Here is a 13488-nt window from a genome sequence, read left to right as displayed (position 1 = left end):
CTGGGCCCCCGCGGCAGGTCAGTGGCCGAGGGCGGGGGCTCCCGGCTTGAACACGCTGCTGGCCAGCACGCGCTGCACCTGGATGGCGATGACCACGCGGGTCGGGTTCTCACGGGGCTGGCGGTAGCGGCCGGCGTAGCGGTCGACGGCGTCGGCCACCGCGGCCGGGTCGTCGAGCACGGTGGCCGGTCCCTCGAGGGTGATCCAGCGCGGGCCGTCGACCTGGCTCACCGCCGCGTACCCGGAGCGGCGCACATTGTTGACCTTCACCGAGCCGTCGTTGGTGATGATGCGGGCGATCCCGGCCTCCGGATCCCAGGTGAAGCCGACGGCGACGACGTGCGGGGTGCCGTCGGCGCGCAGCGTGGACAGGGTGGCCAGGTGACGCTCGGTGACGAAGTCGGCGGCGGCGGGGGACAGTTCGGGGCGTGCGGCGGTGCTGGTCATGATTCGACGCTAGCAATCCACCGTCGGGCGCATCGGGCGGCGGTGCCCGGGTGGCACACTGTGGGCCATGGGTTTCGGATCGCGGGACGTCGACAAGGGCGTCGTACTGGTGCTGGGTGGGCGCAGTGAGATCGGGCTGGAAGTGGCGCGCCGGCTGTCGCCGGGCCGGGAGGTCATCCTCGCGGCGCGCGGCGCCGACCGGTTACAGGCACAGACCAAGGAGCTGCTGATCGCGGAGGCGGCGGCGGTGCACTGCGTCGAGTTCGACGCCGACGACATGGCCTCGCATCAGCCGCTGCTGGAGAAGATCATCGCCGAGCACGGGCGCATCGGTGTCGCGGTGGTGGCCTTCGGAATCCTCGGGGATCAGGAACTGGCCGAACAGGATCCCGAACACGCGGTCGCGATCGTGCAGACCGACTTCGTGGCGCAGGTCAGCGTGCTGACCAGTCTGGCGAACCTGCTGCGCGAGCAGGGCGACGGGCAGATCGTGGTGTTCAGCTCCATCGCGGGCGTGCGGGTGCGGCGCGCCAACTACGTGTACGGATCGGCCAAGGCGGGCCTGGACGGCTTCGCCACCGGCCTGCAGATGGCGCTCGAGGGCAGCGGTGTGCACCTGCTGATGGTGCGGTCCGGGTTCGTCATCGGCCGCATGACCGCGGGCATGAAGCCCGCCATCATGTCGAGCACCCCGGACCAGGTGGCCGACGCGGTGGTGGCGAGCCTGTACCGGCGCGCCCGCAACGTCGATGTGCCGCGGCGCATTCGGCTGCTGTTCATCGCCATGCGCTTCACCCCGCACGCGCTGTGGCGGCGGGCCCGCCGATGACCGACCTTCCCGTGCCGTCGGTCCCGATCGCCGTGATCGGGATCGGGGCCGACGGCTGGGACGGCCTGGGCGGTCCGGCGCGGCGCGAGATCGCCGCCTGCGACGTACTGCTCGGCTCCACACGGCAATTGGCGCTGATCCCCGAGGGCGAGACCGGTGCGGAGCGGGTGGCGTGGCCCTCGCCGCTGGTGCCCGCCCTCCCGGGCCTGCTGCGCGAGTACGCGGACCGCAAGCTGGGTGTCCTCGCCAGCGGTGACCCCATGTTCTTCGGCATCGGCGTGACCCTGACGAAACTGGTTGGGGCCCAGGCGCTGCGCGTGCTGCCGCAGCCGTCGTCGGTGTCGCTGGCGTGCGCCCGCCTGGGCTGGGCGCTGGATGCGACGCCGGTCGTCAGCGCGGTCGGCCGTCGCGTGGAGACCGTGCTCCCGGAATTGTCGTCCGGCCGCAGGATTCTCGTCCTGAGCTCCGACGAGCACACCCCGGCCGCGGTGGCGGAGCTACTGGCACGCAATGGATTCGGCGGGTCGGCTCTCACGATCCTGGAACAGCTCGGCGGTCCCGCCGAACGCCTGGTGACCGGCACTGCCACCCGCTGGGATCACCCTCTCGGTGACGCGTTGAACATCATCGCGATCGACTGCGTGGCGGACCCGTCGGCACCGCGGCTGACTCGCCTGCCCGGCCTCCCCGACGAGGTGTACGACGGCGACGGCCAGCTCACCAAATCGGAGGTGCGGGCCCTCACCCTGTCGGCGCTGGCCCCCGCGCCCGGCGAACTGCTGTGGGATGTCGGCGGCGGGTCCGGCACCATCGCGATCGAGTGGTGCCGCACCCACCCGTCGTGCCGGGCGGTCACGTTCGAACGGGTCGAGAGCCGCCGCAAGCAGATCGCCGCCAATGCCGCCGCCCTCGGCGTCCCCGGCGTCGATGTCCACGGCCCGGCCCCCGACGCTTTCGCCGACCTCCCGGCCCCCGACGCGATCTTCATCGGCGGCGGCTTGACCCAGGACGGAATGTTCGACGCCTGCTGGTCCCGCCTGCGTCCCGGCGGCCGTCTGGTCGCGAGCGCCGTGACCGCCGAATCCGACAGCCTGCTCCTGCGCCTGGCCGACGAGCACGGCGGCACCCTGCGCCGCTTCCAGATCTACCGCGCTGAACCCCTCGGCGGCTTCACCGCCTGGCGCCCCCAACTCCCCGTCACCCATTGGGTGACGACGAAACCCGCCGCGCCACAAGGTTAGCCACGCCGCGAGGCTCTCCGTGGTGCGCAGCGGAAATGGGCGCCGCAATGTCGGCGGTGTCGTGGGCTGGTTCCTGACGTGCGGTGCGCGTCGCCTCGAAATCGGCGCGATGCGAGGCGGTGCGTGACGCGCGGCCACCCACGCCGCGAGTTTGGGCGCGGCGTGGGTTGAGTGTGACGAGGTGGTCGGATGCGGCGTCGGCCCGCGCGGTCAGCCGACCGGAGGCAGTGCGAGGGGGCCGGGTTCGAAAACGGTGACCAGGACGACGATATTGCCGTAGGGGGCGGAGCCGTTGGCGAGGCGGTGGGCGGCCTTGGCCAGTGACGTGCGCCAGCCGTACTTCGCGTCGATCGCCGCCTCCACCTTGGTGAGGAGATCACCCTCGGGGACCAGGTTGGCGTGGCCCATGAGCTGACGGCTGCCGACGGCCGGGTTGCCGCGCCAGTCGCCGGGCTGGACCAGGACGCGGGGGTCGAGGGCGAGTTGCTCGGCTTCCGCGGCGAACGACGAGACGCGGAAGGCGAGGCCGTTGTCGCCGAAGGGAATCACCAGCCGCGGGGCGGTGACCAGTTGGCGGTGTCCGAGAGTCCGGGTGACCAGTGCGGTCTTGGCCTTCTCCCAGACCGTCGACGGCCGTGCCGCCGCGGCCTGGGCCGGTATGGTCCGGTCCGGTATGGCCGACACGGCCACCGTGGGTCGTGCGAACGGGGTGCGGCCGACCGCCGCGTCGATGGTCATATCGGTCATCGCCTTCGATCCTTCCGTGCCGGTTCCTCTGCCAGGGCTCGGTGTCGGGCGCGCGCGAGCCGGTGCGGTTCGGCACCAACACGGCGTTTGCCGTGTATTCGCTCATCAGGCGGCGACCCTCTCACTGTCGGTCGGTCCAACCGGTCCGCGCAAGAGCGACACACTGGGCCGCTCATTGAGTTTCGCCACTCGTCACCTTCGGGCCACCCTGCCCCAACGCATCTCGACGGCACTGAGCCCTCCTCTTCGATAGTCCCGGTGTTTCGCGGATCCGGCAACGACACTGGTCAGGCGCATGTGCGCCGGTAACGGAAAAGTCGCTCGAGGCGGCGTCAGTGGGACGCAGGCGCATTGGTGACGTGTCTCGAATCCCCTGTGGGCGGAACAGATCGGTCTGGCTGGGGGCCGGGCTCGGGGCCGGGTGTCGTGTTTACTGACGGTATGGCGCTGTTCGGTCGAATGGTCTCGGCCGGTTCGCGATTCGCGAATCGTCGCGGCATCTACCTGGGTCGTCGATCCACGAGAGTGCACGTGCGCGTCTATCGGTGGTCGCGCGGCCGGATCGGCGGGCGCGTGCCGGGTTGGCGGGGCGGCCGCATCCTGCTGCTGGACCACATCGGCGCGCGCAGCGGCGTGCGCCGGACCTCCCCGCTGATGTACGTCGAGGCGGATGACGTGCTGGCGGTCGCCGCGTCCAAGGCGGGGGAGCCGGCGCATCCCGCCTGGTTCCACAATCTGCTCGCGCACCCGGACACGGTCGTGCGGGTCGGCGGCACGGCGCGGCCGGTGCGGGCGCGCGTGGCGACCGCGGACGAACGGGAGCGGTGGTGGCCGCGGTTCGTGGCGGCGATGCCGGACTTCGCGTTCTATCAAGAGCGCGCGGGCGGACGGCTGATTCCGGTGGTGCTGCTCGAGCCGCGGTGACGGTCCCGCGCCGGGCTGTCCGTTCGGTCCGAATTGCCCTGCCCCCGTGTGGAACAACGTTGTTTGACCTGTTGGGGGCGGGTTTCGCCTAGGCTGGCCGACGTGAGTGCTGCCGTGTCGCGAACGATTGCTTTGCCGCACTGCCGGGTGAGTTACGCCGAGTACGGTGCGGGGGATGGGATGCCGGTGCTGTACTGCCACGGCGTCCCCGGAACGCATGTCGAGGGTGAGGCTTTCGACGAAGCCGGAGCCGCCGCCGGGGTCCGCGTCATCGCGGTCGACCGCCCCGGCATGGCGGAATCCTCGCTACCGGCGGGGGAGCAGGTCGCCGACTGGGCGGCCACCGTGGCCGCCCTGGCGGACCGGCTGGGCCTCAACCGTTTCGGTGTGATCGGCGTGAGCGGCGGCGGCCCGTTCGCCCTCGCCATCGCCGCACGCCTGCCCGATCGCGTCACCGGCGTGGCCCTCGTGTCCGCTCCCGCCCCGACTAGCGAACAACCCGCCGCCGAGGATCTCGACCCGGTGGCGCTGCGCCGGCGCAAGGGTTTGAACGTCCTGCGGCGCGTCCCATTCCTGGTCCACCCCATGGCCCTCGAGATGTCGGTGGTCATCCGCCGCCGCAACGGCGTCGCGGGCCTGGTCTCGCAGATGGCCCCCGTGGACCGCGACCGTGTCGAAGCCGACCCGGAGCTCTCCGCCAAACTCGACACCAACCTGCGCCGCAGCTTCGAACAGGGCAGCCGCGGTTTCGCCGCCGACATCCGCCTGGTCTTCACCCGTGACTGGGGTTTCGACCTGACCGAGGTGACCGCCCCCGTCCAGGTCTGGCACGGCGAAGCCGACGGCAACGTCCCCGCGGCCGATGCCACCCGCCTGGCCGCGGCCCTCCCGCGAGCCCGCCTGCACCTCGTGCCCGAAGCCGGCCACCTGCTGTTCGTCGAACGGTCCGCCGACATCCTGGCCTCCTTGCGAGCCGATCTGTCCTGAGCCGCCGCGCCCGCGCCGGGCCACGCCGGCGATCACCGCCGTGGTGCGGTGTGAGGCGTGGCTCGGCCGGGAATGCCCGGCCGCCCGTCCGGCTTACAGAGGCGGGAGGGGTCGGCTGGTGGAGGTGAGCGATGGCGGTGCGTGAATCGGAGGTCCGGGTGGTCCCGGCCGCGGATCGGTGGCGGTGGCGGAGCGGGTGGCTCGATTCCCGGCAGTCGTTTCCCGCGACCGGCAACTTCGATCTGGCGGCGAACGCGCACGGCCTGCTCCTGATCCACAACGAGGACATCGTCGATCCCGGCGAGGGGTTCGACACCCATCAGCACCGGGATATGGAGATCGTGACCTGGGTGCTGGAAGGCACTGTCGTGCACCAGGATTCGGCGGGCAATTCCGGCCTGATCCATCCCGGCATGGCGCAGCGCATGAGCGCGGGCGCCGGAATCATGCATTCGGAGCGCAATGGCGCGGGCTATCTGGAGCGGGAGCGGCTGCATGTCGTGCAGATGTGGGTGCCGCCCGACGAGTCCGGGGTGACCCCCGGCTATCAGGAATTGGATATCGCCGACCGGTTGACCGGTAACAGTCTGGTCACCGTCGCGTCCGGGATGCGCCGGGACCGCGATCGGACGGCCATCGCGATCGGCAACAGTGGAGCCGCCTTCCATGTGGCGAGGCTCGACCCCGGCCACGCCATCCAGGTCCCCGACGCGCCGTACGGCCATGTCTTCGTGGCCCGCGGATCGGTGGATTTCGAGGGCTCCGGCAGGCTGTCGCAGGGCGATGCGGTGCGCATATCCGCAGGTGGCGGGCACATTGTGACCGCGCTCGAGCCTGCCGAGGTGCTGATCTGGGAGATGCATACCGCACTGGCCTGAGTGTGTGCTCAGGCACGATTGTTAGAGATTATTTCCGAAAGGTGGCATTCTTTAAGGCTGAGAACGGGCTGTCGAACTGATCGCCCGGCTCGCTACAGAAAGAACGCATTCAGTAATGACGCAAGGCACTGTGAAGTGGTTTAACGGCGAAAAGGGATTCGGCTTCATCGCCCAGGACGGTGGCGGCGCCGATGTCTTCGTCCACTACTCCGCGATTACCGGCTCCGGGTTCAAGTCGCTCGATGAGGGTCAGCGCGTCGAGTTCGAAATCGGCGAAGGCCAGAAGGGCCCGCAGGCCCAGCAGGTCCGCGCCATCTAAGTCGTCGACCACGAGGAAGCCCGCGCATCACCGCGCGGGCTTTTTTGTGCCCGCGTCCGGCCACCCCGGGGCAACCTCGACAGCGAGCGTTCGGGCATGCTGATCCGGGAAGTGCGCACCACCTTCGCCCAGGCTCCGCCGACTGAAGGAGATCCCATGCCCCACGAGAAGTCGGACGCGATTCGCGAGTACTCCGCCCCCGGCGTCACCATCACCTGGGAGCCGGGCCGCTGCCGCCACGCCCAGGAGTGCATCCACGGCCTCCCCTCGGTCTTCGACCGCGACCGCCGCCCCTGGATCGACCCGTCCGCCGCCTCGGTCGACGACATCGTCGAGGTGATCGACCGCTGCCCGAGCTACGCCCTCGGCTACCGCACCGACGACGGCCGCACCCGCACCGCCCCGCCGGAGTAGCTCGGACCCGCGTGGTGTCGACCGGATCGGCCGCGGCCGGGATCGCGCCGATGGCGGCGGCGAGGAACACGGTGGCGGCCCTCCGGGTAGTTAATTGCCAAGGCTAACAATAATGCCGGGCGCAGCCCGGCAGCGTGCCGCGGTGGCTCTGGTCAACGGCCCTCGGAGTGAAGGACCTTCCCCTGATCACGGGAATCGGGGCGATCGAACCGCTGTGACTCTGGATTCGCCGATTCTGTTGCGCCGGTGAAGAAGTCGCGGTAGACCCGGAAAGCCATGGCCAGGTACGCGATGGTCTTGGGGATCATCAGCAGTCCCAGTTGCGGGATGCGGCGGGCCCACAGGATGACCGGGAGGTAGCAGGCGAAGGAGGCCGCCATGGCGTCGGAGAGGAAACGGAAGGTGCGGTCGCCGGTGCGGGTGGCCTCGCGGCGCATGAGGTAGATCTCGCTCGCGCCCACGGCCAGCAGCGGGACGTTGCGGTCGACGCCGTAGCCTTCCGGGGTTTCGTCCTTGTCCCAGTTGTTGAACGGGGTCGCCAGCAGGATCAACCGCACGAACGACAGTCCCAGCAGCGACCGGGTGAAGCCGTCCCAGGACCGCCGGAACCGCAGCCGCCAGGCATCCAGGGACAGCACGTAGAACAGGGTGATGGTGATCGAGGTGGCCATCTCCCCGAGGCCGATCAGGCTCGCCCGCCGTCCCCGCCAGGTCAGGTAACCGCGGTCCCGGCCGCGCGCCATCGACACCGCCCGCAATGCCAGATGCGCGGTATCGCCGGTGGCCAGCAGGGTGAAGGCCTCCTCGAACCGGGCCGCGGTCGCCCGCTGTTCCGGCGGAACCCGGTTCCGGTTCCGCCGCATGGCGATCACCAGGCCCCAGATCACCGCCAGATAGGACACGTTGAAAGCCAACTCGAATCGTTTACGCATAACGATGAGTCTGTTGTGGGGAGCCGATCCGGGAGCAGGGCCCAAGGTCCCTTCGTGGCGGACGTGCGATGGAAACTCCACTCCGCCTTGATCGCAGAAGAAGGCCATGCAGAAAGTCCGCGCATCGGTGACCTTCGGCCCTTCTCGGCACCATGCGAGGACCGGCACTCTCGGCAGGAACGGTGATGTGTCCGGTGTGCCGAGAGGGTGGAGGTGGTGCGATGCTACGGGCGTCCGAGGCGTGGACCTCGATGGCTTTTCCGGAAGTGGTCGTCGTCGCCCGAGGCCGGGTACCGGTGCTCGAGGGCGAGCGGTACGCCGGGGCGGTGGGCCGGCAGCTGCGGCGGATGCGGGCGGAAGACGTTGCGCGGCTGCGGATCACCGGGCCGAACTGCGATATCGGCCCCTATCTGGCTCAGGTGAATCTGTCGGTCGGTGGAATCCCGGTGCGGGTTCAGACACTGACCCATGGCGCGGGAGACGCCCTGCCGGTGGTCGTGCGGCTGGAACGCCGGATTCTGGCTCTGCGCACGGCATGGCAGCCGCGCACCTGGCCCGAGCCTGATCGTCGACCGTTGGACGCGCCCGGGCCGGGAGTCGTCGCCCGCCGCAAATCGGTTCCGCTGCAGACTCTCTCGCCGTCGCACGCGGCCATGATGATGGACCGGATGGACTACGACGCCCACGTGTTCACCGACATCGAAACCGGCGAGGACGCCGTCGTCTACCGGGCCGGTCCCTCGGGGCTCCGGCTCACGCGCCAACGCAGTGTCCATCCGCCGCGCGCGGACGGCGATGTGGCCGGCCCGTTCGTCATGAACCCCCGCCCGGCCCCCACCCTCACCGAAGCCGATGCGGTGCAGCGGGTTTGCGAGAGCGGATTGCCGTTCCTGTTCTTCGTCGATCCGGCCACCGGTCGCGGTCGGCTGCTGTACCGCCGCTACGACGGCGATCTGGGTCTCGTCACCGCTGACGGCGGGTAATCGCGAGCCTCGAGCCTCACAGTTCTCTTCCCATATCGGTTGTCACACCCCGATGCGTGTCCGCTTCGCACGCGCATGCGGGGTAGGCGGCCGTGCTTCACCCACTCCCATTCCTGTTTCCGGAAATGAAAGGCGGACAATCCATTGGCGCGAGATCTGACTCAGCTGGAGATCCTGACCGAACTCGAATCCGATGCCGCGGCGGCGCTGAACCGGCATCTGTCGATGGCCAAGGACTGGCATCCGCACGACTACATCCCGTGGGACGAAGGCCGGAACTTCGCGCAACTGGGCGGAACCGACTGGGAGCCCGAGCAATCGCAGCTGTCCGAGGTGGCGAAGGCGGCGCTGATCACCAATCTGCTCACCGAGGACAACCTGCCTTCGTACCACCGGGAGATCGCGGAGAACTTCTCGCAGGACGGCGCCTGGGGCTCCTGGGTCGGGCGATGGACCGCCGAGGAAGCCCGGCACAGCATCGTGCTGCGCGACTATCTCGTCGTGACGCGTGGCGTCGATCCCGTCGCGCTCGAGAACGACCGGATGGCGCACATGACGAACGGTTTCGCCCCGCCCGTCGATCAGCTCACCGCACAGGGGCAGGCGGGATTCCTGTATTCGGTCGCGTACGTGTCGTTCCAGGAGCTGGCAACCCGGATCAGCCACCGCAATACCGCCGCGGTCTGCGACGACCCGATCGCCGATCGGATGCTGCAGCGCGTCGCCTTGGACGAGAACCTGCACATGATCTTCTACCGCACCCTGTGCGGTGCCGCCCTGGATCTCGTTCCCGATCAGGCGATGGAGGCCATCGATCTGATCGTGGAGAACTTCCGCATGCCCGGCGCCGGGATGCCGAACTTCCGGCGGCACGGCGTGCTCATGGCCAAGCACGGCATCTACGATTTGCGCCAGCATCTCGAGGAAGTGCTCGAGCCGGTCATGCGGCAGTGGAACATCTTCGGCCGCGACGATTTCGGGCCGCGCGGCGAACAGGCCCGGGAACGCCTCGCGGGATTCCTCGACAACCTGGCGAACAACCAGATTCCGCGTTTCGAGGAACAGCGCGACCGCGCACTCGCGCGGGACGCGGCCCGGGTCTGACCGTGAACGCCGCCGGGCTAGACCATCGTGTCGCCCGGCGGCAGCCCGAAGGCGTGGTTGCCGTACATGACGTGGACCCGCTCGGCGTCGTTGGCCGCGTGGACCCGCCCGGCGTGCGCGTCGCGCCAGAACCGCTGCAGCGCCGTACCTTCGGTCAGTGCCGTCGCCCCCGCGGCCTCGAACAGCCGGTCGATGGACGCGATGGCCCGCCCGGTGGCCCGGACCTGGTCGCGACGAGCGGCGGCCCGCAGCGCGAACGGGATGTCGCGGCCCGCGACGAGGTGGGCGTATTCCTCGGACACGTGGCCGGACAGTTGCCGCCAGGCGGCGTCGATATCGCTGGCGGCCTCTGCGATACGCACCTTGGCGAAGGGATCGTCCTTGGCCTGTTCGCCCGCGAACGCCGCGCGCACCCGCGTGCCCTGATGCTCGACGTGCGCGGTGTAGGCGCCGTACGCCATGCCGACGATGGGCGTGGAGATGATGGTGGGATGGATGGTGCCCCAGGGCATCCGGTACACCGGATCGGGATTGACCTGCAGGCCGGGCGATTTCAGCTCGCTCATGGTCTGGAAGCTCAGGAAGCGGTGTTCGGGGACGAAGACCCGTTCGACGACCACGGTATTGGATCCGGTGCCGCGCAGTCCGACCACATGCCAGACGTCCTCGATGCGATAGTCGTCGCGAGGGATGAGGAACGAGCCGAAGTCGACGGGCTTGCCGTTGTCGAGCACCGGGCCTCCGACGAACACCCAGTCGGCGTGATCGCAGCCGGACGACCACGCCCACGCCCCGGTCACCAGGTAGCCGCCCGCGACCTTCGTGCCCGCGCCCAGGGGCGCGTAGGAGGAGGCGATGCGGGCGTCGGTGTTCGTACCCCAGACATCCTGCTGCGCTTGCTGATCGAACAGTGCCAGATGCCAGTTGTGGATGCCGAGGATGCCGGCCACCCACCCGGTGGAACCGCAGGCGCTCGCGATCGTGCGCACGGTGTCGTAGAAGAGGACCGGGTCGGCTGCCGTTCCGCCCCATTGACGGGGCTGGAGCAAGGTGAAGAACCCGGTCTCCTGGAGGTCCTTGATGGACTGGTCCGGGATCCGGCGCAGCCGCTCGGTTTCATGGGCTCGTTCGCGCAGTGCCGGAAGTGCCGCTGCGACGCGGTCGGTGATTTCCTGGGTCATCTCGCGGAATGCTCCTGGCTGTCGGGCGGCTGTCCGGCCGCCATTTGTAGAACACGTTCTCGTCAATATCGAGCACGGTTCCGGCAAGGGCTAGTGGAGCAAATGACCGAATAGTAGGGACTTTAGGCCATTGTCGCCGTGGTCGATCGTGTTCGAAGCTGACGCTGTTCTGAAACATGTTCTAATTGCGAGGAGTGTGTGATGGTGGCGAACCCTCAGGGCTACGGAGGCAAGGTCCGCGACATCGACGTGGGCTCCGCGCCCAGCCGGTACGCCCGGGGATGGCACTGCCTCGGCCTCGCCGATTCCTTCCGCGACGGTCGACCGCATCCGGTCGAGGCGTTCGGGACCAAGCTCGTCGTCTGGGCCGACAGCACGGGCGAACTGCGGGCGCTCGATGCCTACTGTCGCCATCTCGGCGGGGACCTCGCGACGGGAAAGATCAAGGGCGACAACATCGCGTGCCCGTTCCACGACTGGAGTTGGGGCGGTGACGGCAAGTGCAAGGACATCCCCTATGCGCGGCGGGTCCCGCCTCTGGCTCGCACGCGCTCGTGGCTCACGCTCGAACGCAATGGCCAGCTGTTCGTGTGGCACGACCACGAAGGCAATCCGCCCGCGCCGGGGGTGACGATCCCCTACGCCCCGGGTGCGTACATCGACGCCGCGGGCGGCAACCTCGACGCCATGAACCCCGGGTGGACGCCGTGGACCTGGCGCTCGATCCGCATCGAGGGCTCCCATTGCCGCGAGATCATCGACAACATCGTGGACATGGCGCACTTCTTCTACATCCACTACGCCTTCCCGACCTTCTTCAAGAACGTCTTCGAGGGCGAGGTCGCCACCCAGTACCTGGAGACCAAGGGCCGCCCCGATGTGGCGACCGGCGCCAAGTACGGCGGCGACACCTTGCTGACATCACAGGCGTCCTACTTCGGGCCGTCGTACATGATCAACACACTGCTCAACAACTACGGCGGGTTCGAGGTGAGCAGCGTCCTGGTCAACTGCCACTACCCGGTCGGCCAGGACTCGTTCGTCCTGCAGTACGGCGTCAGCCTGGAGAAGCCGCGCGGCCTGTCCGATGACGCGGCCGACCGGCTGGCCGCCAAGATGACCGAGGGCATCGCCGCGGGCTTCCTGCAGGACGTGGAGATCTGGAAGCACAAGACCAAGATCGAGAATCCGCTGCTGTGCGACGAGGATGGGCCGATCTACCAGCTGCGACGCTGGTACGAGCAGTTCTACACCGATGTCGCCGCCGTCGACCCGAGATCGCGGCAGCGCTTCGAATTCGAGGTCGACACGTCCCGGGCCAACGAGGTGTGGGAGGCCGAAGTGGCAGCGAACCTGCGCGAGTCCGGGGTGGCGGCCGGGTCCCCGGGCGGTGGGGGAGGACGTCCCGCCGGAGTGTGACGTTGTTCTCTGTGGCCGATCCGGCGCGGGCGGGATGCTCGGGGCACCACCGATTCAGGAGATGCCATGGAAGACAGCGCCCGCCCCGCAACGACTTTCGACCCCGCCGGTGACGACGACCTGGGGGTCGTCGTCGGCACGGACGGGTCTGAGATCTCGTATCAGGCGGTGGCCTGGGCCGCCGCCGAAGCGGATCTGCGGGGGTGCCGCCTGCATATCGTCACCTCGTACGCGAATCCGATCGTGCCCGGAGCGGCGGAGCTGGGGCCCGACGAAACGCGAGATCTGCGCGTGCGGGGGGAGCAGGTCCTGGCCGACGCCGCGCGGATCGCCCGCCACACCGTGCCCGGCGAAAGCCTCCACATCGGAACCGAACTCATCTTCGACATGATCACCACGGCGTTGCTCGACCGTTCGCGAAGGGCCCAGGTGCTGGTGGTCGGCAATCGGGGGCTCGGTGCGCTGCGGCGGGCGGTGCTGGGGTCGGTGAGCACCGTGGTGGCCCGGCAGTCGCAGTGCCCGGCGGTCATCGTGCACGGTGTTTCGGAAACCGAGCCGGAGTCGGTGGCCAAGCCGGTGGTGGTCGGCGTGGACGGATCGCCGAACAGCGCTCCGGCCGTCGAGTTCGCCTTCGAGGAGGCCGCGCGCCGCAAGGTGGACCTGATCGCGGTGCACGCGTGGAACGACGCCACCGGCTTCGACGCGCCCGTCATGGGCTGGGAGTCGATCGAGAAGACCGAAGACGTGCTGCTGGGATCGGCGCTGGCCGGATACGCCGCGCGGTGGCCGGAGGTGACGGTGCACAGGGTGGTGGCTTGGGACACCCCGGCTCGGGTATTGCTCCACCATGCCGAGTCGGCCCAGTTGGTGGTGGTCGGCAGCCACGGCCGCAGCGGGTTCACCGGCATGGTGCTGGGCTCGGTGAGCACCGCCCTGCTGCACACCGCGCCGTGCCCGGTGGTGGTGGTCCGTCAGCCCTCGCGAAACCGGGCCGAAGAACCCGCGGGACGGTGACCTTCGGCCGTCACCGGCCGCCCGTGATCGGGCCATGCTGAAGGCAACAGCAACGCGAATTCCGAGGAA

At 69.1% G+C, this 13488-nt stretch carries 15 protein-coding genes; 11 read left to right on the top strand and 4 right to left on the bottom strand.

Annotation, left to right across the window (positions count from 1 at the left end; all coding sequences use genetic code 11):
- Nucleotides 1-18: 18 nt before the first annotated feature.
- The gene (locus tag ACWEOI_RS13795) at nt 19-447 is read right to left on the bottom strand and encodes a PPOX class F420-dependent oxidoreductase (protein ID WP_357283913.1); all 429 of its coding nucleotides are present in this window, start codon (nt 445-447) and stop codon (nt 19-21) included.
- Nucleotides 448-514: 67 nt separating this feature from the next.
- Here ACWEOI_RS13795 and ACWEOI_RS13790 point away from each other — a divergent pair, with 67 nt between their 5' ends.
- Entirely contained in the window at nt 515-1276 is a 762-nt protein-coding gene (locus ACWEOI_RS13790) for an SDR family NAD(P)-dependent oxidoreductase (RefSeq protein WP_433666045.1), read from the top strand.
- The gene (cbiE, locus tag ACWEOI_RS13785) at nt 1273-2517 is read left to right on the top strand and encodes a precorrin-6y C5,15-methyltransferase (decarboxylating) subunit CbiE (RefSeq protein ID WP_452359810.1); all 1245 of its coding nucleotides are present in this window, start codon (nt 1273-1275) and stop codon (nt 2515-2517) included. Before ACWEOI_RS13790 ends, cbiE begins: the two co-directional genes overlap by 4 nt.
- Nucleotides 2518-2727: 210 nt before the next feature.
- Here cbiE and ACWEOI_RS13780 read toward each other — a convergent pair whose 3' ends face one another.
- Nucleotides 2728-3264 (bottom strand): hypothetical protein, encoded by a 537-nt coding sequence (locus ACWEOI_RS13780; protein ID WP_433666043.1) that lies wholly within the window; start codon nt 3262-3264, stop codon nt 2728-2730.
- Between the two features lie 531 nt (nt 3265-3795).
- Between ACWEOI_RS13780 and ACWEOI_RS13775 the strand changes: the two genes are divergently transcribed.
- The 5 genes from ACWEOI_RS13775 to ACWEOI_RS13755 all read left to right on the top strand — a co-directional run bounded on the left by ACWEOI_RS13775 (nt 3796) and on the right by ACWEOI_RS13755 (nt 6786).
- Nucleotides 3796-4188 (top strand): nitroreductase/quinone reductase family protein, encoded by a 393-nt coding sequence (locus ACWEOI_RS13775; RefSeq protein WP_452359809.1) that lies wholly within the window; start codon nt 3796-3798, stop codon nt 4186-4188.
- A 102-nt stretch (nt 4189-4290) separates the two neighbouring features.
- Entirely contained in the window at nt 4291-5175 is an 885-nt protein-coding gene (locus ACWEOI_RS13770) for an alpha/beta fold hydrolase (RefSeq protein WP_452359808.1), read from the top strand.
- Between the two features lie 131 nt (nt 5176-5306).
- A complete protein-coding gene (locus ACWEOI_RS13765; protein WP_452359807.1) occupies nt 5307-6053 on the top strand; it encodes a pirin family protein in 747 nt (248 codons plus the stop codon).
- A 115-nt stretch (nt 6054-6168) separates the two neighbouring features.
- Nucleotides 6169-6372, top strand: coding sequence for a cold-shock protein (locus ACWEOI_RS13760; protein ID WP_357085479.1), 204 nt, complete (start codon nt 6169-6171; stop codon nt 6370-6372).
- A 156-nt stretch (nt 6373-6528) separates the two neighbouring features.
- Nucleotides 6529-6786 (top strand): (4Fe-4S)-binding protein, encoded by a 258-nt coding sequence (locus tag ACWEOI_RS13755; RefSeq protein WP_433666039.1) that lies wholly within the window; start codon nt 6529-6531, stop codon nt 6784-6786.
- Between the two features lie 152 nt (nt 6787-6938).
- Here ACWEOI_RS13755 and ACWEOI_RS13750 read toward each other — a convergent pair whose 3' ends face one another.
- Complete coding sequence (locus tag ACWEOI_RS13750) at nt 6939-7718, bottom strand: hypothetical protein (RefSeq protein WP_452359806.1); 780 nt, start codon at nt 7716-7718, stop codon at nt 6939-6941.
- A gap of 221 nt (nt 7719-7939) precedes the next feature.
- Between ACWEOI_RS13750 and ACWEOI_RS13745 the strand changes: the two genes are divergently transcribed.
- Both ACWEOI_RS13745 and ACWEOI_RS13740 read left to right on the top strand, forming a co-directional pair.
- Complete coding sequence (locus ACWEOI_RS13745) at nt 7940-8701, top strand: sigma 54 modulation/S30EA ribosomal C-terminal domain-containing protein (protein ID WP_452359805.1); 762 nt, start codon at nt 7940-7942, stop codon at nt 8699-8701.
- A 144-nt stretch (nt 8702-8845) separates the two neighbouring features.
- Nucleotides 8846-9805 carry an acyl-ACP desaturase gene (locus ACWEOI_RS13740; RefSeq protein WP_433666036.1) on the top strand — a complete coding sequence of 320 codons (960 nt, stop codon included), beginning with the start codon at nt 8846-8848 and terminating at the stop codon, nt 9803-9805.
- Nucleotides 9806-9822: 17 nt separating this feature from the next.
- On the opposite strand, the gene hsaA is transcribed toward ACWEOI_RS13740, so the two are convergent.
- A complete protein-coding gene (gene hsaA, locus ACWEOI_RS13735) occupies nt 9823-10986 on the bottom strand; it encodes a 3-hydroxy-9,10-secoandrosta-1,3,5(10)-triene-9,17-dione monooxygenase oxygenase subunit (protein ID WP_452359804.1) in 1164 nt (387 codons plus the stop codon).
- A gap of 201 nt (nt 10987-11187) precedes the next feature.
- Here hsaA and ACWEOI_RS13730 point away from each other — a divergent pair, with 201 nt between their 5' ends.
- Together ACWEOI_RS13730 and ACWEOI_RS13725 are read left to right on the top strand one after the other, a co-directional pair.
- Nucleotides 11188-12405 (top strand): Rieske 2Fe-2S domain-containing protein, encoded by a 1218-nt coding sequence (locus ACWEOI_RS13730; protein WP_433666034.1) that lies wholly within the window; start codon nt 11188-11190, stop codon nt 12403-12405.
- 66 nt (nt 12406-12471) lie between these two features.
- Nucleotides 12472-13419 (top strand): universal stress protein, encoded by a 948-nt coding sequence (locus ACWEOI_RS13725; RefSeq protein WP_452359803.1) that lies wholly within the window; start codon nt 12472-12474, stop codon nt 13417-13419.
- The last annotated feature ends 69 nt before the right edge of the window (nt 13420-13488 follow it).

The organism is Nocardia sp. NPDC004340, assembly GCF_053602575.1.
This window is presented reverse-complemented; position numbering and strand designations above follow the sequence as displayed.

What these genes read in the sequence shown, in the direction of transcription:
- ACWEOI_RS13795 (WP_357283913.1), bottom strand. Translation starts at nt 447, where the DNA reads ATGACCAGCACCGCCGCACGCCCCGAACTGTCCCCCGCCGCCGCCGAC.
- ACWEOI_RS13790 (WP_433666045.1), top strand. Translation starts at nt 515, where the DNA reads ATGGGTTTCGGATCGCGGGACGTCGACAAGGGCGTCGTACTGGTGCTG.
- cbiE (WP_452359810.1), top strand. Translation starts at nt 1,273, where the DNA reads ATGACCGACCTTCCCGTGCCGTCGGTCCCGATCGCCGTGATCGGGATC.
- ACWEOI_RS13780 (WP_433666043.1), bottom strand. Translation starts at nt 3,264, where the DNA reads ATGACCGATATGACCATCGACGCGGCGGTCGGCCGCACCCCGTTCGCA.
- ACWEOI_RS13765 (WP_452359807.1), top strand. Translation starts at nt 5,307, where the DNA reads ATGGCGGTGCGTGAATCGGAGGTCCGGGTGGTCCCGGCCGCGGATCGG.
- ACWEOI_RS13760 (WP_357085479.1), top strand. Translation starts at nt 6,169, where the DNA reads ATGACGCAAGGCACTGTGAAGTGGTTTAACGGCGAAAAGGGATTCGGC.
- ACWEOI_RS13755 (WP_433666039.1), top strand. Translation starts at nt 6,529, where the DNA reads ATGCCCCACGAGAAGTCGGACGCGATTCGCGAGTACTCCGCCCCCGGC.
- ACWEOI_RS13750 (WP_452359806.1), bottom strand. Translation starts at nt 7,718, where the DNA reads ATGCGTAAACGATTCGAGTTGGCTTTCAACGTGTCCTATCTGGCGGTG.
- ACWEOI_RS13745 (WP_452359805.1), top strand. Translation starts at nt 7,940, where the DNA reads ATGCTACGGGCGTCCGAGGCGTGGACCTCGATGGCTTTTCCGGAAGTG.
- hsaA (WP_452359804.1), bottom strand. Translation starts at nt 10,986, where the DNA reads ATGACCCAGGAAATCACCGACCGCGTCGCAGCGGCACTTCCGGCACTG.
- ACWEOI_RS13730 (WP_433666034.1), top strand. Translation starts at nt 11,188, where the DNA reads ATGGTGGCGAACCCTCAGGGCTACGGAGGCAAGGTCCGCGACATCGAC.
- ACWEOI_RS13725 (WP_452359803.1), top strand. Translation starts at nt 12,472, where the DNA reads ATGGAAGACAGCGCCCGCCCCGCAACGACTTTCGACCCCGCCGGTGAC.